The sequence below is a fragment of the Chryseobacterium hilariae genome, from assembly GCF_051400735.1.
Lineage (GTDB): Bacteria > Bacteroidota > Bacteroidia > Flavobacteriales > Weeksellaceae > Chryseobacterium.
The window spans coordinates 407,929-430,363 of record NZ_JBLFFJ010000002.1 but is presented as its reverse complement, the minus strand read 5'-3'; the positions used below and the strand labels follow the sequence as shown (position 1 = coordinate 430,363).

Annotated in this window: 23 protein-coding genes; 14 read left to right on the top strand and 9 right to left on the bottom strand. The window is 37.2% G+C overall.

Going from position 1 to position 22,435, the window contains the following annotated elements; translation table 11 throughout:
• Positions 1-121: 121 nt before the first annotated feature.
• On the top strand, positions 122-607 hold the full coding sequence (locus ACMGDK_RS08770) for an SRPBCC family protein (protein WP_436807585.1): 486 nt from the start codon (positions 122-124) through the stop codon (positions 605-607).
• A gap of 130 nt (positions 608-737) precedes the next feature.
• On the opposite strand, the gene ACMGDK_RS08765 is transcribed toward ACMGDK_RS08770, so the two are convergent.
• From ACMGDK_RS08765 to ACMGDK_RS08750, 4 genes are all read right to left on the bottom strand, one after another.
• Complete coding sequence (locus ACMGDK_RS08765) at positions 738-1,076, bottom strand: hypothetical protein (protein WP_111959025.1); 339 nt, start codon at positions 1,074-1,076, stop codon at positions 738-740.
• Between the two features lie 168 nt (positions 1,077-1,244).
• Positions 1,245-3,287, bottom strand: coding sequence for a S9 family peptidase (locus ACMGDK_RS08760; protein ID WP_436807584.1), 2,043 nt, complete (start codon positions 3,285-3,287; stop codon positions 1,245-1,247).
• 168 nt (positions 3,288-3,455) lie between these two features.
• A complete protein-coding gene (locus ACMGDK_RS08755; RefSeq protein ID WP_436807717.1) occupies positions 3,456-4,196 on the bottom strand; it encodes a uroporphyrinogen-III synthase in 741 nt (246 codons plus the stop codon).
• 12 nt (positions 4,197-4,208) lie between these two features.
• Positions 4,209-4,877 (bottom strand): DUF4271 domain-containing protein, encoded by a 669-nt coding sequence (locus tag ACMGDK_RS08750; RefSeq protein WP_436807583.1) that lies wholly within the window; start codon positions 4,875-4,877, stop codon positions 4,209-4,211.
• A 76-nt stretch (positions 4,878-4,953) separates the two neighbouring features.
• Here ACMGDK_RS08750 and ACMGDK_RS08745 point away from each other — a divergent pair, with 76 nt between their 5' ends.
• From ACMGDK_RS08745 to ACMGDK_RS08730, 4 genes are all read left to right on the top strand, one after another.
• Positions 4,954-5,670, top strand: coding sequence for a polyprenol monophosphomannose synthase (locus ACMGDK_RS08745; RefSeq protein WP_436807582.1), 717 nt, complete (start codon positions 4,954-4,956; stop codon positions 5,668-5,670).
• Entirely contained in the window at positions 5,667-6,035 is a 369-nt protein-coding gene (locus ACMGDK_RS08740) for a DUF4296 domain-containing protein (protein WP_436807581.1), read from the top strand. The genes ACMGDK_RS08745 and ACMGDK_RS08740 overlap by 4 nt, the downstream gene beginning before the upstream one ends.
• A 70-nt stretch (positions 6,036-6,105) precedes the next feature.
• Positions 6,106-7,236, top strand: coding sequence for a tRNA guanosine(34) transglycosylase Tgt (tgt, locus tag ACMGDK_RS08735; RefSeq protein WP_436807580.1), 1,131 nt, complete (start codon positions 6,106-6,108; stop codon positions 7,234-7,236).
• A gap of 15 nt (positions 7,237-7,251) precedes the next feature.
• Entirely contained in the window at positions 7,252-8,361 is a 1,110-nt protein-coding gene (locus tag ACMGDK_RS08730) for an LptF/LptG family permease (protein ID WP_436807716.1), read from the top strand.
• Here ACMGDK_RS08730 and ACMGDK_RS08725 read toward each other — a convergent pair.
• Positions 8,355-9,071, bottom strand: a complete 717-nt coding sequence (locus ACMGDK_RS08725; RefSeq protein ID WP_436807579.1) for a biotin--[acetyl-CoA-carboxylase] ligase — start codon at positions 9,069-9,071, stop codon at positions 8,355-8,357. The genes ACMGDK_RS08730 and ACMGDK_RS08725 overlap by 7 nt on opposite strands.
• Positions 9,072-9,156: 85 nt before the next feature.
• Here ACMGDK_RS08725 and rsfS point away from each other — a divergent pair, with 85 nt between their 5' ends.
• From rsfS to ACMGDK_RS08680, 9 genes are all read left to right on the top strand, one after another.
• The gene (gene rsfS, locus ACMGDK_RS08720) at positions 9,157-9,525 is read left to right on the top strand and encodes a ribosome silencing factor (RefSeq protein ID WP_111958808.1); all 369 of its coding nucleotides are present in this window, start codon (positions 9,157-9,159) and stop codon (positions 9,523-9,525) included.
• A gap of 16 nt (positions 9,526-9,541) precedes the next feature.
• Positions 9,542-11,557 (top strand): ATP-dependent zinc metalloprotease FtsH, encoded by a 2,016-nt coding sequence (gene ftsH / locus ACMGDK_RS08715; RefSeq protein WP_436807578.1) that lies wholly within the window; start codon positions 9,542-9,544, stop codon positions 11,555-11,557.
• Between the two features lie 135 nt (positions 11,558-11,692).
• A complete protein-coding gene (locus ACMGDK_RS08710; protein ID WP_436807577.1) occupies positions 11,693-12,274 on the top strand; it encodes an LUD domain-containing protein in 582 nt (193 codons plus the stop codon).
• Positions 12,275-12,298: 24 nt separating this feature from the next.
• Positions 12,299-13,171: a phosphatidate cytidylyltransferase gene (locus ACMGDK_RS08705; protein ID WP_436807576.1), complete on the top strand. Its 873-nt coding sequence runs from the start codon at positions 12,299-12,301 to the stop codon at positions 13,169-13,171.
• 4 nt (positions 13,172-13,175) lie between these two features.
• Entirely contained in the window at positions 13,176-13,829 is a 654-nt protein-coding gene (locus ACMGDK_RS08700; RefSeq protein ID WP_436807575.1) for a phosphatidylserine decarboxylase family protein, read from the top strand.
• 575 nt (positions 13,830-14,404) lie between these two features.
• Complete coding sequence (locus ACMGDK_RS08695) at positions 14,405-15,373, top strand: helix-turn-helix transcriptional regulator (RefSeq protein ID WP_436807574.1); 969 nt, start codon at positions 14,405-14,407, stop codon at positions 15,371-15,373.
• A gap of 78 nt (positions 15,374-15,451) precedes the next feature.
• Positions 15,452-15,865, top strand: coding sequence for a transposase (locus ACMGDK_RS08690; protein ID WP_436807573.1), 414 nt, complete (start codon positions 15,452-15,454; stop codon positions 15,863-15,865).
• A gap of 2 nt (positions 15,866-15,867) precedes the next feature.
• The gene (locus ACMGDK_RS08685; RefSeq protein WP_436807572.1) at positions 15,868-16,185 is read left to right on the top strand and encodes a helix-turn-helix domain-containing protein; all 318 of its coding nucleotides are present in this window, start codon (positions 15,868-15,870) and stop codon (positions 16,183-16,185) included.
• Positions 16,186-16,401: 216 nt separating this feature from the next.
• Positions 16,402-18,198, top strand: coding sequence for a phage tail-like protein (locus tag ACMGDK_RS08680; RefSeq protein ID WP_436807571.1), 1,797 nt, complete (start codon positions 16,402-16,404; stop codon positions 18,196-18,198).
• Between the two features lie 54 nt (positions 18,199-18,252).
• On the opposite strand, the gene ACMGDK_RS08675 is transcribed toward ACMGDK_RS08680, so the two are convergent.
• From ACMGDK_RS08675 to ACMGDK_RS08660, 4 genes are all read right to left on the bottom strand, one after another.
• Positions 18,253-18,600, bottom strand: coding sequence for a DUF1801 domain-containing protein (locus ACMGDK_RS08675; protein ID WP_436807570.1), 348 nt, complete (start codon positions 18,598-18,600; stop codon positions 18,253-18,255).
• A gap of 30 nt (positions 18,601-18,630) precedes the next feature.
• Positions 18,631-20,463: an ABC transporter ATP-binding protein gene (locus ACMGDK_RS08670; protein WP_436807569.1), complete on the bottom strand. Its 1,833-nt coding sequence runs from the start codon at positions 20,461-20,463 to the stop codon at positions 18,631-18,633.
• A 191-nt stretch (positions 20,464-20,654) separates the two neighbouring features.
• On the bottom strand, positions 20,655-21,575 hold the full coding sequence (locus ACMGDK_RS08665) for a M28 family peptidase (RefSeq protein ID WP_436807568.1): 921 nt from the start codon (positions 21,573-21,575) through the stop codon (positions 20,655-20,657).
• A 381-nt stretch (positions 21,576-21,956) separates the two neighbouring features.
• Positions 21,957-22,346: a DUF4293 domain-containing protein gene (locus tag ACMGDK_RS08660; RefSeq protein WP_436807567.1), complete on the bottom strand. Its 390-nt coding sequence runs from the start codon at positions 22,344-22,346 to the stop codon at positions 21,957-21,959.
• Positions 22,347-22,435: the final 89 nt, after the last annotated feature.

Below are 22,435 nucleotides of genomic sequence, written 5' to 3'. Positions count from 1 at the left end.
AAATTGTTTAATTTCTCTTAAAAGGGAGTTTTTTAACAATTATTTATGAATTTCAAATAACTTGTCATATGAAAAGTCCTGTAAATGGATAAAGAAGTAGCTTTAATAAAAATAATTACTTATGGAATCTAATATCATTTTTAACAAAGATTTTGATTCAAACAGTGTCTATGTCATGAAAATATATGACGCTGATGTTTCAAAAGTGTGGGACTATTTTACCAAATCCGAATTATTGGATCAATGGTGGGCGCCGAAACCGTGGAAATGTGAAACGGTGAAACAAGATTTTAAAGAAGGCGGAATCTGGCACTATGCCATGGTAGGGCCGGAAGGTGAAAAAATGTATGGTCAGGTAAAATACGGCGAGATCACGGAGCATAGAAGTTTTGACGGGGTAGATGCTTTCTGTGACGAAAAAGGAAACATTAATGAAGATTTAGCACAGGCAAAATGGCTGCTGGGATTTACAGGAATAGAGGAAGGTACAAAAGTAACCATCAACATTCACTTTCCAACTTCTGAAGCGATGAAGCAACAGCTGGAAATGGGCTTTGAAGAGGGATTTAAAATGGGACTGACACAGCTTGAGGAAATTCTCAAATAATGTGAAATTTTTGAAATGCCGGAATGTATTTTTATTTTTTGGCTTTTGTAAAAAAAAAGACGAGCTTAGCCCGTCTTTTTTTATTTATATATGCATTTTTTATGCATTATTGTAAATTGTCATCAGTGCATCAAATCAATTCTTCTTCCTGAAAATACTGTATAATTGCTTTTTTCATCAGAAGAGACTGTTCATTTGGCTTTAGTTCCGGAAGCTCTTCAAGCTTGTCATACTGCGGCCATCCATCTTCATAATGGGTAAACTTATAGTAACCAAAAGGTTCCAGAAGTCTGCACACTGCAATGTGGATCAAGTTTACCTTGTCCTCTTTGGTGTATTTCTGCTGTCCGCTTCCCAGTTCCTGAAGCCCGATCAGAAATAAAAGTGTCTCAATCGGGGGATTTTTCTCAGTATCAAAATTGTCTATAAAAAACTGTTCTATTTTTTGCCAATATTCAGATTCGTTCATAGTATTCGTCATTTATTTTTCCGCATCTTCTTCTCTTGCTTTTTCAAGAAGATATTGCAGTTTTTTTTCTTAAAAATTTCTAGCTTTTCTGCCTTTCTACACAATGGCTCTAGCAAGAAATGTTAATAATAACATGATTTTGTTTCTAAGTTGAAGGAAAAATTAAAATTATTTTTTGTCTATTTTCAACAAGAACGCATATTCCAGGGCATCTTCCTTCAATGATTCAAACCTTCCGCTGGCTCCGCCGTGGCCTGAGCTCATGTCGGTTTTGAATAATAAAAGATGATCATCTGTTTTCAGTTCTCTCAGTTTTGCGGTCCATTTTGCCGGTTCCCAATACTGTACCTGGGAATCGTGAAGGCCTGTTGTGATCAGCATATGAGGATAATCTTTCGCTTCAACATTATCATAAGGCGAATATTCCTTCATGTACTGATAATATTCCTTGTCATTTGGATTTCCCCATTCATCATATTCTCCGGTTGTCAACGGAATGGTTTCATCCAGCATCGTCGTCACCACGTCTACAAATGGAACCTGTGCAACAATTCCGTTAAAAAGCTTGGGCTCATAATTCACAACGGCTCCTACCAGAAGTCCGCCGGCGCTTCCGCCCATCGCGTACATATGATTGGATGATGTATAGTTTTCTTTAATTAAATGCTTTCCGGCATCAATAAAATCGAAGAATGTATTTTTCTTGAAAAGCATTTTGCCGTCTTCATACCATTCTCTGCCCAGATATTCACCACCGCGGATATGGGCAATGGCGTAAATAAATCCTCTGTCTAAAATGGAAAGTCTTACATTGGAAAAACTCGCATCTACAGTATGTCCATAGCTTCCGTAGCCATATAACAGTAGAGGTGTATCTGCAGATTTTTTGGTGTCTTTGTGATATACTAAAGAAATTGGAATTCTTGTTTCTCCATCTCTGGATTTTGCCCAGATTCTTTCTGAAATATAATTTTCAGGAACAAATTTACCACCAAGAACTTCCTGCTGTTTCAGGAGCTGAGTTGTTTTCTCCTTCATATTATACTCATAGGTTGAGCTTGGCTGCGTCAGTGATGTGTAGCCATAACGCAGAACCTCAGTATCAAACTCCATGTTGATCCCGATATAAGTCGTGTACGTTGGATCGGAAAAAGGAAGATAGTAAGATTCCTGGTTTTTCTCATCAATGATCTTAATCTGGAGAAGTCCTTCCTCTCTTTCCTCAAGCACCAGATAATCTCTGAAGATTTCAAAACCTTCCAGGAGAACTTCAGGACGGTGTGGAATAACATCTACCCAGTTTTCCATTCCGCAATTGTCAATTTTCGTTTTTACGATCTTAAAATTGATTGCGTCATCTGCATTGGTTATGATATAAAATTCATCTTCAAAATGTTCTACCGAATATTCCAGATCATCTATTCTGGGCTGGATAATTTTCCATTCAGCAAAAACATTGTCGGAAGGAATGAATCTGTGTTCATCAGAAATTGTGCTTGAACTGGCAATGAAAATATACTTCATTGATTTTGTCTTGAAGACATTCACGTCAAAAGTATCATCCTCTTCATGGAAAATCAAAATATCTTCCGAAGCATCAGTGCCAAGCTTGTGTCTGTACACCTGGAAAGCCCGTAAACTTTCATCCTTTCTGATGTAAAAGACATGTTCGTTATCATTGGCCCAAACTGCTTTTCCTGTTGTGTTCAGGATCTGATCCGGGAAAATTTCTCCCGTTACAAGATTTTTAAAGTTAATGGTATAAATCCTGCGGCTTACATTGTCCGATGAAAAAGAAACCAGTTCATTATTCGGAGAAACAGCTACGCTGCCCACTTCAAAATAGGTTTCGCCTTCTGCTAGAATATTAACATCAACAATGATTTCTTCTTCATTGTCCAGGCTTTTATGCTTTCTGCAAAAGATAGGATATTCTTTGCCTTCTTCGTAGCGTACAATGTACCAGTATCCGTTAAAGAAATAAGGGAGAGACTCATCGTCTTTTTTGTAACGGGCCTTCATTTCTTCGAAAAGCTCTTCCTGAAAAGCCTCGGTGTCCTTCATCATAAACTCTGCATAGGCATTTTCCTCTTCAAGGTATTGTATAACTTCAAGGTTTTCCCTTTCATTAAGCCAAAAGTAATTGTCAATTCTTCTGTCGCCGTGTATTTCTAGTACTTTCTCTATTTTTTTTGCCTGTGGAGCTTTCATTTAAATATTTTAAATTTATTTGGCCTGGTGTAATGTGCTATAGATTTTCATAATTTGAGAATAATTTACAGGACATTTCATTCAATATTAATTCTTGTTCAAATTTAGTTAAAAAAAAGCCATCTTTCCTGTATTGAAAAGACGGCTGTTTATATTGAGTATTAAAGTCTATTTATGAAGAGCTTTAATATACTTTTCAAGTGCCATTGTCATAGATGGAGTTTCCTTTGTAGGAGCCATAAGATCTACTTTTAAGCCTGCTTCTTCCGCTGCCGCTAAAGTAGTGTTTCCGAAAACACCAATCTTTGTTTCTTCCTGCTTAAAATCCGGGAAATTCTGCTGAAGAGATTTGATTCCCTGCGGGCTGAAAAAGATCAGCATGTCATAATCTTTAGCATTGATATCCGTAAGGTCACTGCATACTGTTCTGTACATGATTGCTCTTGTCCAGTCCACGTTTGCTATTTCCATCGTTTTTACGATATCAGGGCTTAAGACGTCTGAAGACGGCAGAAGATATTTTTCAGTAGGGAATTTTTTAAATAGAGGCAGCAGATCCGAGAAGTTTTTCTCCCCAAAGCTGATCTTTCTCTTTCTATAAACGATATGTTTCTGAAGATAGTTGGCAATCGCCTCAGACTGGCAGATATATCTCATCGTATCCGGAACTGCAAAACGCAATTCTTCGGCAAGTCTGAAGTAATGGTCTATCGCATTTTTGCTGGTGAAAATAATCCCAGTAAACTGCGTCAGATCTATCTTCTGAGTTCTGAGTTCTTTGTTGTCAACTCCTTCGACGTGGATGAAAGGACGGAAATCAATCTTTATTTTTTCCTTCTTTGCTATATCCAGATATGGAGAAGACTCACTAGGCGCTGGTTGAGAAACCAATATAGACTTTATTCTCATCATTGACTTTTATTAAAAAAATAACAACTTCCAAAGCAGCAATAAAGGTGCGATTTGGAGGGTGCAAATATACAAAAATTTATAATACCATTTTTCCGGAAGTATATTGTTTTTGTGAAACAAATAGAAGAAAATCTTGAAAACAGCAACAAATGCAAAGAAGTAGAAGTAATACGAAAATATTTTATTTCTGTCTATCGGGAAATAATAGTGGGTTACACACAGAATTATTAATAAAAATGAAAGAATGAAGTAGAATTTTGTAGAGGTAAAATAAAAAATAGTCCATTTTTTGCCGTCACCTATACTTTGGTAAAATAAAAAGCCCAGCGCGGATTTCGAGGCATAAAAAAATATAACCGCCAGCAGGGTATACCCAAATTTATTAAGCTGATACCCGAAAATCTGCAGATTATTAATATATTTCGGAATGATGGGGATATATTGTGAAAGTAAAACAGATAAAGTAAGTGCCGTTACGCAGGAAGTAATAATCCAGCTCGGAAGGTTGTTGCTGGCATCAAAATATTTCTGAAGCAGAAAGTCTTTCAGGCTGGCATCCCTTTCTATGATATTCATCATGAAGACATACAGGAATATGCATCCTATCAATATAAAGATTACCCAGTCATTGTTCTCAGGTATTCTTACGTGGTTTATAAAGTTTTGTGATAACAGCAAAGGAATGTTTTTTGCAAAATTATAGATTATTTTGTATAAAATAAAAAGGTTAAATAAACTATCTTTGCAAACTGAAATGAAAAAACTCGTCATCATCCCTACCTATAACGAAAAGGAAAATATTGAAAATATTATTTCCGCGGTTTTTGCATTGGAAGATGACTTTCATATTTTGGTGGTGGATGATTCTTCTCCGGATGGAACGGCCGAGATAGTAAGAAGAATTCAGAAAAAATTCCCACATCATCTCCATATGTCGGTAAGACATGTGAAAGACGGTTTGGGCAAAGCATATATTCATGGATTTAAATGGGCTATCGAAAACAAATATGATTATATTTTTGAGATGGATGCCGATTTTTCACATAATCCAAATGATTTGCCAAGGCTTTTCGAGGCCTGTCTGAATGCAGATATGGCAATAGGATCACGATACTCAAAAGGTGTAAATGTGGTGAACTGGCCAATGGGGCGGGTTCTGCTTTCCTATTTTGCTTCCAAATACGTAAGGTTTATTTTGGGGCTACCCATTCATGATACCACCGCAGGCTTTGTCTGTTTTTCCAGGAAAGTTCTCGAAGAGATAGGTTTGAATAATGTGAAGCTTAAAGGATACGGCTTTCAGATCGAAATGAAGTTTAGAGCTTTTAAAAAAGATTTTAAAATTGTAGAAGTTCCTATTATATTTACAAACAGAATTTTAGGAGAAAGTAAAATGAACGGTGGCATTATTCATGAAGCTGTATTTGGTGTTTTAAATTTAAAATGGAAATCAATAATCAACAGATTATGAAAAAACTGATCTTCATTTTCGTTATGCTGTGCATGTTTTCATGCGGCGACTATATCGACAAGCCTAAAAATCTGATTGAGCCTGAAAAAATGGCTGAGATCCTGGCTGACCTGGCTATTACGGATCAGGCGGTCATTATATATCAAAACAAAAACTTAGAAGAAGGAACAAGATTTGTCCTTAAAAATCACCAGGTAAAATCTGAAGATTTTGTAGAAAGCTTTAAGTATTATGTCGTGAAAGACAAAATGAAAGATATTGCGGAAGACGCACAGAAAATAGTATTAAAAAAAGATCCGAAAGCGGATAAGTACATACAAGACAGGCTGAAAAACAGTGGAAATACACCCGTTTTAAACAGGTAATTATGATGCGGAAACGATTCTGTCTTTAAAAGCAGAAGCGTTAATAGCGGTGAATTAAAAGAATAGACGAATGAAATTTTTTAATATAGAAAAAACCTCTGAAGGAAAAGCAAGAGCAGGAGAGATCACTACAGATCACGGAAAAATCCAGACGCCAATCTTTATGCCTGTAGGAACTGTAGCCAGTGTGAAAACAGTTCATCAGAGAGAATTAAAAGAAGACATTAAAGCCCAGATTATTTTGGGTAATACCTACCACCTGTATCTTCGTCCGACAATGGATATTATGCAGGAAGCAGGAGGGCTGCACAAATTTATGAACTGGGATCTGCCGATCCTTACCGACTCAGGAGGCTTTCAGGTATTTTCGCTTTCCAAAAGCAGAAAAATGTCCGAAGAAGGTGTAAAGTTCAAATCTCATATCGACGGAAGCTATCATATGTTCACCCCGGAAAAGTCTATGGAGATCCAAAGGCAGATCGGTGCAGATATTTTCATGGCTTTTGATGAGTGTACCCCTTATCCCTGCGAATACAATCAGGCCAAAACATCCATGGAGCTTACACACCGTTGGCTGAAAAGATGTATTGAATGGACCGAACAGAATAAAGAAATCTACGGATACAAACAAAGACTTTTCCCAATTGTTCAGGGATCTACCTATTCAGATCTTAGGAAAATATCAGCCGAAGTTATCTCCGAAGCAGGAGCGGAAGGAAATGCAATCGGAGGACTTTCCGTAGGAGAGCCGGAAGAGGAGATGTACAGAATTACGGATGAAGTAACGGATATTCTGCCAAAAGATAAACCAAGATACCTTATGGGAGTGGGAACTCCGTGGAATATTCTTGAATCCATCGGGTTGGGTATCGATATGATGGATTGCGTAATGCCTACCAGAAACGCGAGAAACGCAATGCTTTTTACATGGCAGGGCGTAATGAATCTGAAAAATGAAAAATGGAAGCGTGATTTTTCTCCTCTGGATGAATTTGGAACGAGTTATGTAGACAAAGAATATTCAAAAGCATATCTGCGTCATTTATTTGTCTCAAAAGAATATCTTGCAAAACAGATCGCATCCGTACATAACCTGGCATTTTATTTAGATCTGGTAAAAGTAGCAAGAGAGCATATTGTGGCGGGTGATTTCTATGAATGGAAAAAATCTGTAGTGCCGGTTCTTAGACAGAGACTTTAAAATAGAAACATCATGATCAAAATTATAGACAGATATATCATTAAAAAATACCTTGGAACGTTCAGTTTCATGCTGATATTGCTGTCTATAGTTGTATTGGTGATCGATGTGCAGCAGAAGATTCCCAGAATAGAAAATGCAAAAGCATTAGATCCCAAGCTGGATGTAATGTATTTCCTGATCCATTTTTATCCGTTCTGGATTATTAACCTTGTTGTAACCTTCCTGGCTATCCTCGTATTTATTTCCGTGATTTATTTTACATCCAGGATGGCAAATAATACTGAAATTGTTGCGATAATCAGCAGTGGAGCCAGTTTCCACAGATTTGCAAAACCTTATCTGTATACATCTGTCTTAATTGCGACGATATCGCTTGTGGTAAATCATATGGTGCTTCCGTGGGCTAATATCAAGAAAAATGAACTGGAAGCCTATACGTACAACGCCGCGAACAAAGAGAAGATCCTGGGGACAGGTCCGGCATCTGCCCAGTTCAGCAAATCAGAATACATCTTCGTGAATTCCTGGAACAAAAGAGAAACCAGAGGTTCAGGCTTTGTTTATCAGAAATTTGATAAAACCAGAAAGATGATCTATGAGCTGAAGGCATCCGAAGTATATTGGGACAAAGCTAAAAAACAGTTTATCCTGACCAACTATCTGGAAAAAACGGTCAATAAAGACAATACTGAAAAGCTGGGTAACGGGGTTGAAATGAGGAAAAAGTATGGGCATTCCCCCGAAGAGCTTTTTCCGAACGAGCTGCTTGGTCAGAATAAAACCACCCCGGAACTTATCAAATTCATCGACAGGGAAAAAGAAAGAGGAAACAGTAACCTGAACTCTTATCTTAATGAGTTTCATCAGAGAACTTCAATGCCGGTTGCTATTATTATACTGACATTCCTGGCGCTTTCGCTGGCGTCTCAGAAAAAAAGAGGAGGTCTTGGTGTTAACCTGGCGATAGGGATTTCCCTGGCATTTGTTTTCGTCTTCTCTTTTGAAGCCTTAAAAGTAGTTTCCGAGAACAGAAGTCTTTCGCCCGCCGTGGCCATGTGGCTTCCCAACATTGTATTTTTTCCGCTTACTTTATATCTGTATCTGAAAAGAGCTAATCAGTAAAGAAGTTTGATCTCTTTATGATAGAAAGATTTTAATCCGTCTTTCTCAAGCTCTATCCAGAGTTCTCCCTTTTCATCAGCATTCCGGATAATGCCATTTTGTCTCTCTTTTTCAATTTCAAAGACCGAGATCTCATCTTTGCGGTATAAATTCCGGTTGAACTGATCAATGATTTCCTGTTCAGACGGAATTTTTTTCAGCTTTTCTGATAAGTAATCGTGAAGGTTTGACACGAAATCATTAAGATCATAAACCTGTCCTGTCTGTGTCAGAAGCGATCCTGCATGCGATATTTCATCAAAATGATCCTGCAGAACATTGAAGCCTGCCCCAATGATAAAATAATTGTTTTGATTAATTTTTTTCTTTTCAATTAAAATTCCGACGATTTTTTTATTTTTAAGGATAATATCATTCGGCCACTTTATCTTTACGTCATTATCAGTCAAATTGGCAAGGAAATCCCGGATAATAACTGCGGTATAGTAATTGAATATAAAATCTGAGAGCAGAAAGCTCTGAGCCTTAACAGCCAGCGTATACGCAACATTTTTTCCGGCAGCCGCCGCCCATGTATTTCCGTATTGTCCGCGGCCTTTGGTTTGATTGAATGTATATAAAGCCGTAAAATCTGAATTTCCGTAAAGTAAAAACCGGGATATTTCGTCATTAGTAGAAGAACACTCTTTTAAATAAAATAATTGACCCATTTAAGAAAACTTTAAGACTTTAAAGGGCTAAAAATAAGGCTAAAGTAAAAGAAAAACAATAAATTTGCAGATTATAGATATTTTAATGAATAAAACAGCAGAAAAGCAGGCGCTAATAGATAAAATTGTTGAAGCCATCCAGGATGTAAAAGGAGAAGATATAATGATTTTTGATCTTTCAAAAATTGAAAATTCTGTCGCGGAAACTTTTATAATTTGTAGCGGAAACTCCAATACACAGGTTTCTGCATTGGCAGGAAGTGTAGAGAAAAAAGTAAGAAACGATCTTAAAGATAGACCTTGGCATGTAGAGGGTACCGAAAACTCAATGTGGGTTTTGGTAGATTACGTAACAGTGGTAGTGCATATTTTCCAGAAAGAAGTACGTGAATATTACGATATTGAAGAACTTTGGGGAGATGCAGCAATTACCAAAATAGAATATGAATTTTAAATTTTAAAAAGTATAAATGAACAATAAAGGATTCAACTGGTTTTTTCCAATTGCAATCGTGGCTCTTTTGTTATTTTTCGGTTCCAATTTTTTAGGAGGCGACAGTGCAAAATCTATTGATGAGGATGCTTTCTTTAGGGAAATGCAGGCAGGAAAGGTCCAAAACGTTATCATATACAAAGACACAGAGAAAGCTGATGTTTTCCTGACAAAAGCAGCAAAGACAGCAATGGTCAATAAAACGGCCAACCCAAGCAATCCTCTTTCTGCATTCGAAATGGCTCCAAAAGCAGATTTTTCCGTAAAATATGGAGATCTTCAGCTTTTCCTTCAAAAATTTGATCAGATAAAAGCGGCAGACGCTACTATCAAAACCACTAAAGATTATGGAGCAGGCAAAAATCCGTTTATGGATATCCTGGTTTCAGCATTGATATGGATCGCAATCTTAGGCCTTTTCTACTTCCTTCTTTTCAGAAAGATGGGTGGAGGCGGCGGCCCTGGCGGGCAGATCTTCTCAATAGGAAAATCTAAGGCGAAACTTTTTGACGAAAAAGAAAGAATCCAGGTGACATTTAAAGATGTTGCAGGTCTTGAAGGAGCTAAAGAAGAAGTACAGGAAGTGGTAGATTTCTTGAAAAATTCCGAAAAATATACAAAACTGGGAGGTAAAATCCCTAAAGGTGTACTTTTGGTAGGCCCTCCGGGAACCGGTAAAACATTATTGGCAAAAGCTGTTGCAGGTGAGGCCAAAGTACCGTTCTTCTCCCTTTCAGGTTCAGATTTCGTAGAAATGTTCGTTGGAGTAGGAGCTTCAAGGGTTAGAGACCTTTTTGCCCAGGCAAAAGCTAAGTCTCCGGCTATCATCTTTATTGATGAGATCGACGCTATTGGACGTGCAAGAGGAAAAAATAATTTCTCAGGCGGAAACGACGAAAGAGAAAACACCCTGAACCAGCTTCTTACAGAAATGGATGGTTTTGGGACAGACGTTAACGTTATCGTAATGGCTGCGACTAACAGAGCTGATATCTTAGATAAAGCCCTGATGAGAGCCGGACGTTTTGACCGTTCGATCTACGTAGACCTTCCGGAACTCCACGAAAGAAGAGAAATATTTGATGTTCACTTGAAAAAAATCAAGTTGGATGATACTGTTGACAGAGATTTCCTTGCCAAACAAACCCCTGGATTCAGTGGGGCAGATATTGCGAATGTATGTAACGAAGCAGCATTAATTGCAGCGAGAAACAGTCATACCTCTGTTACAAAACAGGATTTCCTTGATGCTGTAGACAGGATCATCGGAGGTCTTGAGAAGAAAAACATGGCGATCAAACCGTCTGAAAAAAGAAGGGTGGCTTATCATGAAGCAGGTCATGCTACGATCTCATGGTTAGTAGAGCATGCAGCACCACTTTTAAAGGTGACAATTGTTCCAAGAGGGCGTTCTTTAGGTGCAGCGTGGTATCTTCCGGAAGAAAGACAGCTGACAACTACTGAGCAAATGCTGGACGAATTGTGTGCAACTTTAGGAGGTAGAGCAGCAGAGCAGGTAATTTTCAATAATATTTCAACAGGAGCATTGTCTGATCTGGAATCAGTAACGAAAAGAGCCCAGGCTATGGTTACTGTTTACGGTCTGAGCCCTAATATCGGAAATATTTCTTATTATGACAGCTCAGGGCAGTCTGAATATTCTTTCGGGAAACCTTATTCTGAAGAAACTGCTACGAAAATTGATGCAGAGATCAAATCGATTATCGAAAATCAATATGAAAGAGCAGTGAAAATTCTTACTGAGAATAAAGATAAGTTAGATGCATTGGCGAATAAGCTTTTAGAAAAAGAAGTGATCTTCCGCGAAGATCTTGAAGATATATTCGGTAAAAGAGCATGGGATCCTGAGTTAACAGAAAGACCTGTTACCAGCACGATTTCTACAGCGAAAGAACCCGATGAGCAGATCATTATTCAAGACAAGGAAGAAGAAAGTGAAATTCAGGCTCCTGAAAGCCCGACTCAGCTTTAAAATACTTCCAAAAACATATTAAAAAAACCTGACATTCTTAGAATTGTCAGGTTTTTTCATATTTAAGGACTATTTTTAGAATCTATTGTAATTTATTTTCTATTTTTGTATAAAGTTGACTAAAAATAGATTAAGTTGAATTTATTCAAGAGGATTGTAAGCAAACTTACCAACCAGCCTGAGGAAGAAGAAAAACAGAGTCTGGAAAAGCTCGGGGATTCGCTGAAAAATGCGGATCTTGACTATAAGTTTGCGCAATTATTTACGCATTCAGGAGGTTTTTTTAATTATTGTGCAGACGAAGCGGAAGCGCTGCAGACTTTAAACCAGATTGTGAAAATAGAAGGCATCAGTAATGTTTTCTGCTGGGACAAGGAGCTTCAGAACTTCTTAAACGTGGTGAAAATGCCCTATACTTCTGAAATGGAGCACTCCAATGATGCCGCCTTCATTACCTGCGAATATCTTATTGCCTACGACGGCAGGATCATGCTTTCACACAACAATATCCTGCATTACCACTCTTCAAGACTTCCGGGTAAAATCATTATTATGGCTAATGTGTCACAAATTGTGAATAACCTTAATGATGCGATGGGAAAAATAAAAAGAAACGGGAATATCAAGAACCTTACTTCCATCAGCGGAGGACAGTCAAGTTTAGATACTTCTTCCAATACGAATACAAAACTGTTTTTATTGCTGCTTGAAGATTAAGCATCAACTTATAAATTTTACATTTTGGACAAAAACCTTATTCAAAGAACCATTTCCGGACTTGTTTATGTTGCCGTTATCATTCTTTGCACAACACCGCTGGGTGCCCAGCTCATCAACAAGATCCATCCGGACCTTATCAGGCAGGAATATCTGTATCACGGTCTGATCACTCTTTTGCTGCTGGTGGGTACCTGGGAATGCATTAAGATCATGAAGTTTGGGAAAGGTTATGAAAAATGGATTGTACTGCCCCTGGTGATTTTTATTTATTACGTTTTTTCCAAAAGATATTTCCACCACGACTTCTTTTTCGATTTCAGGCTGAACGAAATACTGGCTATTTCCCTGATCGCTATTGCGGTGGTTACTTTATTCAAATATCCCAACGAATTATATTACGACAGCGGAAAGCTGATATTTACGGTAATCTATGTGGCATTGCCTTTCAGCTTTGCATTAGGCCTGCCTAAATTTTCCGGGTTTGAAGGGACCTTCTCACTTGAAGTGCTTTTCCTGTTTATCCTGATCTGGAGCAGTGATACTTTTGCCTACCTTACCGGAAAATTTTTCGGGAAGCACAAAATGGCCCCTAAAATCTCTCCAAAGAAGACCTGGGAAGGATATGCCGGAGGAGTTGTCCTGACGTTGGTTTTATCTTACTTTGTAGAGCATTACCAGCCCGAACTTCGCGGGAACTGGATGGTGGTAGGTTTCCTAGTTGCTGCATTTGCTCCGTTGGGTGATCTGGTAGAAAGCCAGCTTAAAAGAAATTTCGGGGTGAAAGACAGCGGAAACATCATTCCGGGGCATGGAGGCGTGCTGGACAGACTGGACAGTTTTTTAATCTGCGTTCCTGTCGTATATTTGTACTTTATTTTAGAAAAATTTATTTAATCTCATGAAATTACATAAGGAATCAAAAGGGACGATTACCGTAGCAACGATACTGTTTATCATCATAAGTGTATTGGCTATTTATTTTCTTAAAATATGGTCGTTGCTGATCATTATGCCATTATTGGTGGTTTACAGTTTGGTATTCTGGTTTTTCAGAGTTCCGGACCGTGATATACTTGAGCACAGAGAAAATGTGATTGCTCCGGTAGACGGAAAAGTGGTTATGATTAAAGAAGTGGATGAGACTGAATTTATTAAAGGAAAGGCCATTCAGGTTTCCATTTTCATGTCACCACTGAATGTTCATATCTGCAGATATCCGGTTTCCGGAAAAGTGATCTATAAGAAATATCATCCCGGAAAATATCTTGTGGCATGGCACGAAAAGTCATCTACAGAAAATGAAAGAACAACGGTTGCTGTAGAAACGGAAACAAATCATCAGGTCGTATTCAGGCAGATCGCCGGATATGTGGCGAGAAGGATTGTTTTCTACTGTAATGAGGGAGATCAGGCAAAAGCGGGACATGAGTTCGGTTTCATCAAATTCGGTTCGAGAATGGATGTTTTCCTGCCTCTGGACACTGAAATCATCTGCAAGATCGGAGACATTACAAAAGGAGGTCTGGACGTGATCGCCAGAATGAAAGATTAATACAAAATAAATCAAAATATAAAAAAGGGGAAATTAAGTTTTCCCTTTTTTTTGTATCCATGTTAATAAGTTATTTCCTTCTGAATTCACCTGTTTAAATTTCAGGATTCTGCTGTCTAAGTTTTTGTACGCACGCGTGCTATTGAGTATTTATTTTATAGCATAGGTTTCTTTGAATAAGTATTTTTGCGGGAATATTATTCTTATCAAATTTATCTTGTTGGTGTTTTATGGTTTTGAGAATACAATATTCTTCCATTTAATTATATTTATAGAATATTAATTTTTTGTTTATTAATAGATTTTAATATTAAGAATATCATTTTTTTACGTAAATATGCTGAAAAATTATTTGAATTTATTAAGCTGGCAACCTAGCTTGATGATTAAGTAAAAACACCTTTCACAATCTTTCATTCAGCAAAAACTGCAGACAGATTCATTTTGTCCTGTTGTTTTGTGTATTTGATGAGTATTAATATGAATTCAAGTTGTCTGTCCTGTACAAAAAGCAACTTGAGCATTATGATAACAAAAAAACACAGAACACGATGGATTTTAAAAATTTCTTCCGAATGATCAACGGTGAAGCAGAGGAATTATATGATGAAGATGAGCGCAATTATCTTAACCTGATTAATAAATATCTTCTTTTCCTTTTCCTGCTGTTCTTATTTTACTCAATATTTATTATTATCTTTTTCGGAGATGCTGTGATCTCTACATTTTTAACAGTTACTACTCTTTTCTGGTTATTTTTAATGGCTGTTAAAGGAAAAACAAACCGTTTTAGAAAAGCATTGAAGACAAGTGTTATTTTCGTTTTTATTCTGCTCGCTTTTATCATCAGTTTTTTTCATATTTATACTTTTAAAAATGCGGGAGTCGAATATTTTTATTTTTCACTTTTATTTGCTATCCCATTCTTTTTCAATTATAAGGAAGATTTTATTTCAATCCTGATCCTCGCCTTTATAATCAGTGCCAATTGTATTGGCTGCTTATATTTTGACTTTGATTTTCTTCCTAAAAGCACTTTTTTTGAAGAGGGGGATTTCAAAACCATAAAACTGCTTAATATTTTATTTTCCATAGCATCATTTCTGATGGATATCTCCTTTATTGCTCAAAAAGATGATTTGATTTTTGGACTTATGGAAGATACGCGGGTGAAGGATTCTACTATAGAAGATCTGCAGAAAACCAATACAGGACTCCTGAAGCAGCAAATGCTCATTAATCATCTTACGGAAGAAAATATCCGTGAAATCTATAGCCTGGCAGAAAGTAACTCGCCGCTGTTCTTTGACAAATTCCAGATCTTTTTCCCACATTTTATTCCTGCTGTGCTATCAAAAAATCCGAACCTTATTCATTCCGAGCTTTATTTCTGTGCATTAATGAAGATTGACTTTGATACCAAGAAGATCGCACAGTGTACGAACAGCAGTATCAGAGCAGTGGAAAGTAAAAAATACAGAATCAGGAAAAAGCTGGATATTCCTTCTGAAATGAACATCAACAGTTTTATTCTCAAAATATAATTTTTTTACTTGAGTGAGTAGTATTACGTAGAAGGAAAAGCTTTTAATTCATTTTGTTGTTGATATTTTTGCTTTAAGATGAATTTAAAACAGATACATATCGGAAATTTAGTGAAAGCTAAAGTAGAGGAGCTCCGTATATCTTCCGGAAGAATTATGAATTATTTACATTGTACCGAAGATGAAATAGAAGAGATGTACCTGAAGGAAAGTATGGAAACCCAAAAACTGCTCAGGTGGAGCAAGCTTCTGCACTTTGATTTCTTTAGAATTTATACCGGACATCTTATTCTCTATGCTCCTCCATCTCATATGTACAACGAGATTAAATTGGATAAATCTACTCTTACATTCAGGAAAAATATTTATACAGAAGAGGTTAAGATGTTTATGCTGGATAAGATAACAACCGGTGAAATGACGGTAAAAGAAATTATGATAAAGTATAAAATTCCTAAGACGACTCTTTACAAATGGGTGAAAAAAGTATAGGCATGCCGGATTTCAAACAAATATATACTGATATTATCACTGAGAAATTCCCTGAGAAAATAAATGATCCGTCGATAATCAGTAAGCTGGATTCTCTAAGTACAGCAATAGATATTTTAAAATTCAACAGGTTGATCTTTGGCCAGGCAGAATATGCGATAGAATTTAAAAGTCAACGGCTGCGTTCTTACGATGAATCGTCTATCCGTGAAATTCTCAATTATCAAAGTAAAAATAGGCTTACCAATACGCAAACAGCCAATCATTTCAAAACCAGCCGGAACACTATTGCCAAGTGGAAGTCTATTTATGAAGGATAATCTCCTTAAATATTTTTTTTGTTTTTCTAAATAAATTACAAATTATCATACGCTCTGTATTTTGATTGTTTTTCTCGTAAAATGTTGATTGACTGTACGCTTTACTACTCGTGCGTAGTATTGCGTAGGTTTTTTTTAGAAAATAAACCTTTATGGATGATACTTTTGTATTGGCTGAAATGTCAATTTAAAAATAACAAACATAATTATTTCAAAATGATGAAAACAAATTCTACAACAGCAAAAATCAAAATTCTGCTTCTGGCTATGCTTTTGATTTTTGGACAGTTCTATTCTCAGAACGGTGCAGTAGGGATCAATACATCTACACCTAATGTAAATTCGGTTTTGGATGTGGTTTCTGGGGGAAACAATAAAGGGATACTTATTCCCCGTCTTACCGAAACACAGAGAGATGCAATAATCATTAATGAGCTTAAGGATGATGGGCTTACTATTTATAATACAACAGAAGACTGCTTTAATTACTGGAGCCTCGTCGATGATGAATGGAAAAGTGTCTGCGGACAGCTGGGAAAGGCTGTATTTACCGTGGACTGTTCCAATACAAAAGCAATGGGAACCTATGTAAAAGGCAGGGAATTAACCACATCAAACTATCTGAGTATTTCTGTTAATGTGACTAAAATAGGAAACTATACCATCTCGGGAGCTACTCCCAACGGATATAATTTTTATGGAACGGGAACATTCCTCAATACAGGAGTGCAAACAATTCAGATTGCAGGACAGGGGACTCCGATGAATATTCAGACCGATGATGTATCACTGAATGCGAACGGAAACGATGTGACCTGTACACCTGCTGTGTCTATAAACGTTCTCAGCCCTGCCGGAACTTATACCATGAGTTGTGGAAGTGCTGTTGCCAACGGAGTTTATAAAGTAGGAACAGCTCTTACAGCTTTCAATACCATCACATTGCCGGTCAATGTTTCTGCATTAGGAAGTTATACCATTACTACGAATACAGTAGACGGGATTTCGTTCAGAAGTTCAGGAACATTTACCTCTACAGGAAGCCAAAACGTGACCTTAAGCGGTACAGGAACCCCAACTTCTACAGCTGTTAAAACAATGACCCTGACTTCTGACAGTCAGGGAGGAGTTTCAACGACCTGTAACGTAAATATTATTGTAGTAATTCCTAAAAAAACAGTTTTACATATAGGTTTGGAGACGGCTTACGGATATAGTGCTTTTACAGGACCTTCCAGAAGCCTGATGGATTCTCCTGCCAATTTTGGAACAACGGCTTCAAGTATTGTAAAATATGAAGGTTTTACCCATACGTCGCTGGGTAATTCACCATCTTCTGCAACACTTCAGGCAGCCCTGAATAATAAGCCGGATATTGTAATTATTGGTTATTCCTACACGCCAAATGCTACGGATGCAGGATATATTGCTTCTTATCTTAATAAAAAAGGAATCGTGATTGCTTTAACTGATGATACAGGAACTGCACAGAATTTATTCAGAGGAATTTTTTCAGATCCTACTATTTCAGCTTCCAATGGAGCAGGGGCAGGATCGGTGTATGCTCTTTCCAATACGGATGATCCTATATTGAATGGCCCTTTCGGGGATGTAAGAGGGAAAAACTGGGGTGAGGATGCTTCTGCAACAATAGGGATTTCAGGTCTTACAAGCGGGTTTGTGCCTTACAGCTATGCACAGCCGATTAACAGTACAACTGCAAGAACCGGTATTTCCGGACTAAGAAGCAACAGTTTGAACTTTATATGGTTTGGAGACGGAGGCTTCTTAAGCAATGAAAATGCAAACGGAAACCCGTATTCAAGTAATACTATAGAACCATTTGTTGCACCAAGTTCAGGCGGATATTTTCCAGTTCAGAAAGCCACATATGGTTATGCAGGAAACGGATATCCGGCTGGAGGAATGCAGGTGCAAAATTCCATACTGTTTGCAAACATGATTGCATGGGCAGTTAAACAGGCAGAATTCAGCGGAATTAATACACAGTAGTGAAAAAAAGTTCTTAAACAAGGCTGCGGCATGGTTTTACCATGCCGCAGCCTTTTATTTTATATGCTTTTTAACCTCTTCTGTCAGGCTTAAAATAATCTCAACAGGCAAATCTTCTTCCATGTTGATCAGAAGGATTTTAAACTTCTTTCTGCCATCCTGGATCAGCAGAGGATGATCAAGTCTGTCCCCGTGATAGAAACTTACGTAATGCTGCTTATATTTTTTGCTGTAGTAAAGATAGCACAGCATTTTCTTTTTGTATTTGAAGAATGGAAGCCCGAAGCTTAAGGTTTCTGTTATATTTTCCGTGTCGGATTCCAGGATCTTTTTGCGTAAAAACAAAAGAGTACTTCTTTCAGGTTCTTTAATTCTGTAGAAGTACTCTTGTATAGGATTCATTTAACTGAATTTAATTCAATAAACGATTGATTAATCAAAATTTTGAAGCTCCACAAGCTTGTGGTACATTCCTTTTTTGGCAATAAGATCGTGGTGGGTTCCCTGTTCCACTACAATTCCTTTCTCCATCACTACAATCCAGTCTGCTTTTTGAATCGTTGAAAGCCTGTGGGCAATGACCAGGGATGTTCTGTTTTCCATCATTTTATCCAAAGCATCCTGAACGAATCTTTCAGATTCCGTATCCAGGGCAGAAGTGGCTTCATCCAAAATCATCACCGGTGGGTTTTTCAATACGGCTCTGGCAATAGACACCCTCTGTTTCTGGCCGCCGGAAAGCTTATTCCCGTCATCCCCGATATTAGAGTCATATCCATCAGGAAGATTCGAAATAAAAGAATCAGCATTAGCAATTTTTGCAGCCTCCACTACCTCTTCTTTAGTAGCATCAGGTTTACCCATTAGGATATTATTATAAACGGAATCATTGAACAATACAGACTCCTGTGTTACCATTCCCAGAAGCTGACGGTATTCTTTTAATTTTAAATGCTTAATGTCAGTTCCGTCAATCAAAATTTCCCCCTCACTCACATCATAGAATCTGGCCAGAAGGTTGGCAATCGTTGTTTTTCCACTTCCGCTCTGTCCAACAAGGGCAATAGTTTTTCCTTTCGGAATAATCAGTGAGAAATTTTTAAGGATAACATTGTCTTTATCATAATAGAATCCAATGTTTTTGAATTCAATTTGGTTGCTAAGAGTAGAAATAGAAACAGGCTCTGCAATTTCTTCTACCTTTAGATCATAATCAAGAACTTCAGCTACTCTTTCCAAACTTGCCATTCCTCCCTGGATGGAAGAAATTGCGCTGGAAAGCTTTTTGGCGGGATCCAAAATCTGGAAGAACATTCCTATGAAAACCAGGAAAGCCTGAGGCTTCATAGTCTGCTCCTCTAAAATCTGAGTTCCTGCATACCATGTAATGATAAGAATGGTAATAGAACCAAGAAATTCGCTCATAGGAGACGCCAGTTCTCTTCTTCGGCTCATATCTATCGCAAATTTCTGCCAGTTGGTAGTTGTTTCATTGAATCTGCTCTTAAGGATCTTATCTGCATTGAAGATCTTGATCACTTTAGATGATTTTAAAGTTTCGTCTACCAGTGAAAACAGATTTCCGAGTTCAGCCTGGGCATAATGAGCCTGCTTTTTTAAGCTTTTTCCGGTCCATGAGATCAACAATCCCATAACCGGGAAAACAACCAGTGAAAACAGGGTTAGCTGAGGGGACAGTAAAAATAATGCAATCAATGAAGAGATGATCATAAACGGAGCATTGATGATATCCACTAACACACCCATAATTCCACCTTCTACACCTCCGATATCATTGGAAATCCTGGACATCATGTCTCCTTTTCTCTGTTCTGTAAAGAAAGAAACCGGAAGCTGCAGGAACTTATTATACATCGCAGTACGAAGATCTTTGGTAATCCCCACCCGGTAATTCACCAAAAGGAAAGCTCCTATATACCGGAAAATATTCCTTAATAAAAATGAAACTCCTGTAATCGCACACAGAACAGCAAGTACGTAAACAGCACCATGCTGATCAATCTGTGTCTGTACAAAATAATAAGCTTTATCCTTTATATAGTTGAAATAATCGCCGAAGGCTCCGCTCCATACCGGTTCTTTTCCCTGTCTTTCAATCGTACCGAACATCAGACCCAAAATAGGAAGCATAGTTCCTACAGATAAGATATTAAGTAAGGAGTACAGTATATTGAAAAACATACTTCCGAAAAGGTATTTTTGATGCGGTTTCGCGAAATAAAGTATTCTTTGTAATGGTTTCATTCAATGAAAAATTGGATAGCAAAATTACGTAAAATTAAAGGAAAAGACGTTCTTAATCCTGTTTTACTTTAATTAATATGTTTCAATTAGATATGTTTTGTTACAAACGTTTGTTTAATTTTCAGGGATCAGAAGGGTTCAGAGCATTAAAAAACTGCCAGTCCGGCGGTTTTGTTTTTGCTGTTTATTATTTAAAATTTTACTTTGTTATTATATTTCGGAGCAAAATTATGTGGTGTCAGTTTTTCCAAAGTCTTTCCAACATTGTTGATGATGGTTGTTAAATTGTCAAAATCTACAACATTTACATCATCACTTTCGTTATGGTAATGGGAAGCTTTCGTCATATCCACGGTAGAAAATGAGTGAGCAATGATTTTTTTCTTTACAAAACTTACATTGTCCGATCTGTAAAATAATTTTTGTGCAGCATAGGGATCAGAATTGATTTTTAATCCGTTTGCAGCATATTTATTAAAAAGCTCATCAAAATCAGAAAATTCATCCCCTGTCATAAAAAGAGCATTCTTTCCGAACTGAGATTCTGTAGCTACCATTTCAAAATTGAAAAGTGCCGTCATATTATTATATACCTTATCTAAACCGGCATCTGTGGAAATAGCTCTTGAGCCCAGCATTCCTTTTTCTTCACCGTTGAAGGCAATGAAAACCATTGAGAATTCAGGTTTTTTGTTCTTAAAATAATCGGCAATACCTGCTAAAGTGGTAATTCCACTTGCATCATCATCTGCTCCGTTATAAATATTGTCGCCGGTTTTGTCACTTGTCCCTATGTGATCAAAGTGTCCGGAAAAGCCTAAGTATTTATCAGTTTTTCCTTTTTTAATACCACATACATTGTAGGCTTTCTTTCCTTCATAATCGAAAGGGATCAGGTAAGAATTCCCTGTGCAGTATTCAAGATTGTTTTCTTTGAAAAGCTTTGCAATATATTCTGCAGCCTTATCATTTTCCGGAGTTCCGATCTCGCGGCCCTTCATTTCGTCTGATGCCAGGGTTGCAAGAATTGTGGTTACTCTTTCTTTTGAAACTTCCTGAGCAAACGCAAATGCTGAGAAAAAGGATAGGGCAAGGTAGGTTAGTTTTTTCATTTTTTGATACAATTTAATAGGATCAGTCGTATTCTTAACGGAAATGTTGCATGAAATGATATAAAATATCTGGTGAGTATACATTCGAACCATTAAGAATCTTGAAGGGATTAAATATAATTAAGAAAATCATCTGCTTTTAAGCGAAGCTAAACTTAATATTCTTAAAAACTTATATAATTTTTTTGTGGAATCTTTTACACCAAAAAAATCAATCAACCATCAATCCGAATAAACATTCGTATTACCATCCGCTTAACCAACGGCGAATCCCGCATCTTTGCTCCACTTAAAATAATAAGGCTAAGATGTGAAATTTTGCGTTAAATAAAAAAAACAGCTCCTTTCGGAACTGTTCTCACTCAAAAAATCGTTGTAAGGCTATCGAAGTCGGTCTACAGATTTTACGAGCCTCTCATCTCTGCGGATGTATGCGTTTGCAATAAGCAGACAGATCACCGCGATCAATGGGAAAACCGGCTCAATACCCTTCTCAGGAATCTGAATTCCTCCGGATAAGTTTAGTAACCAGTACGCCAATACACCAATCAACAAAACGTTTATAATGATGCTGAATGTATTCAGCAAAATTTGTCTTTTCCTGTTTTTAAAACTGAAAATACTTAATGCTCCTGCTAAAACAAGGGCAATACAGCTTATATCAATCACCGGAATATTGCCGAAAACGTCAACATCCTGCCCTGTAATGAAAAGGGAAACAGCAGCTAAAACTGCCAAAAGAGTCCATATCGTCTGTATTCTCTGTAACATAGATTATTAAATACCTGGCAAAAATAACATAAATTTTGCACAATTCAAAAATAAGTGTAGATTTGCATTATACATATGTACTTGAAAAC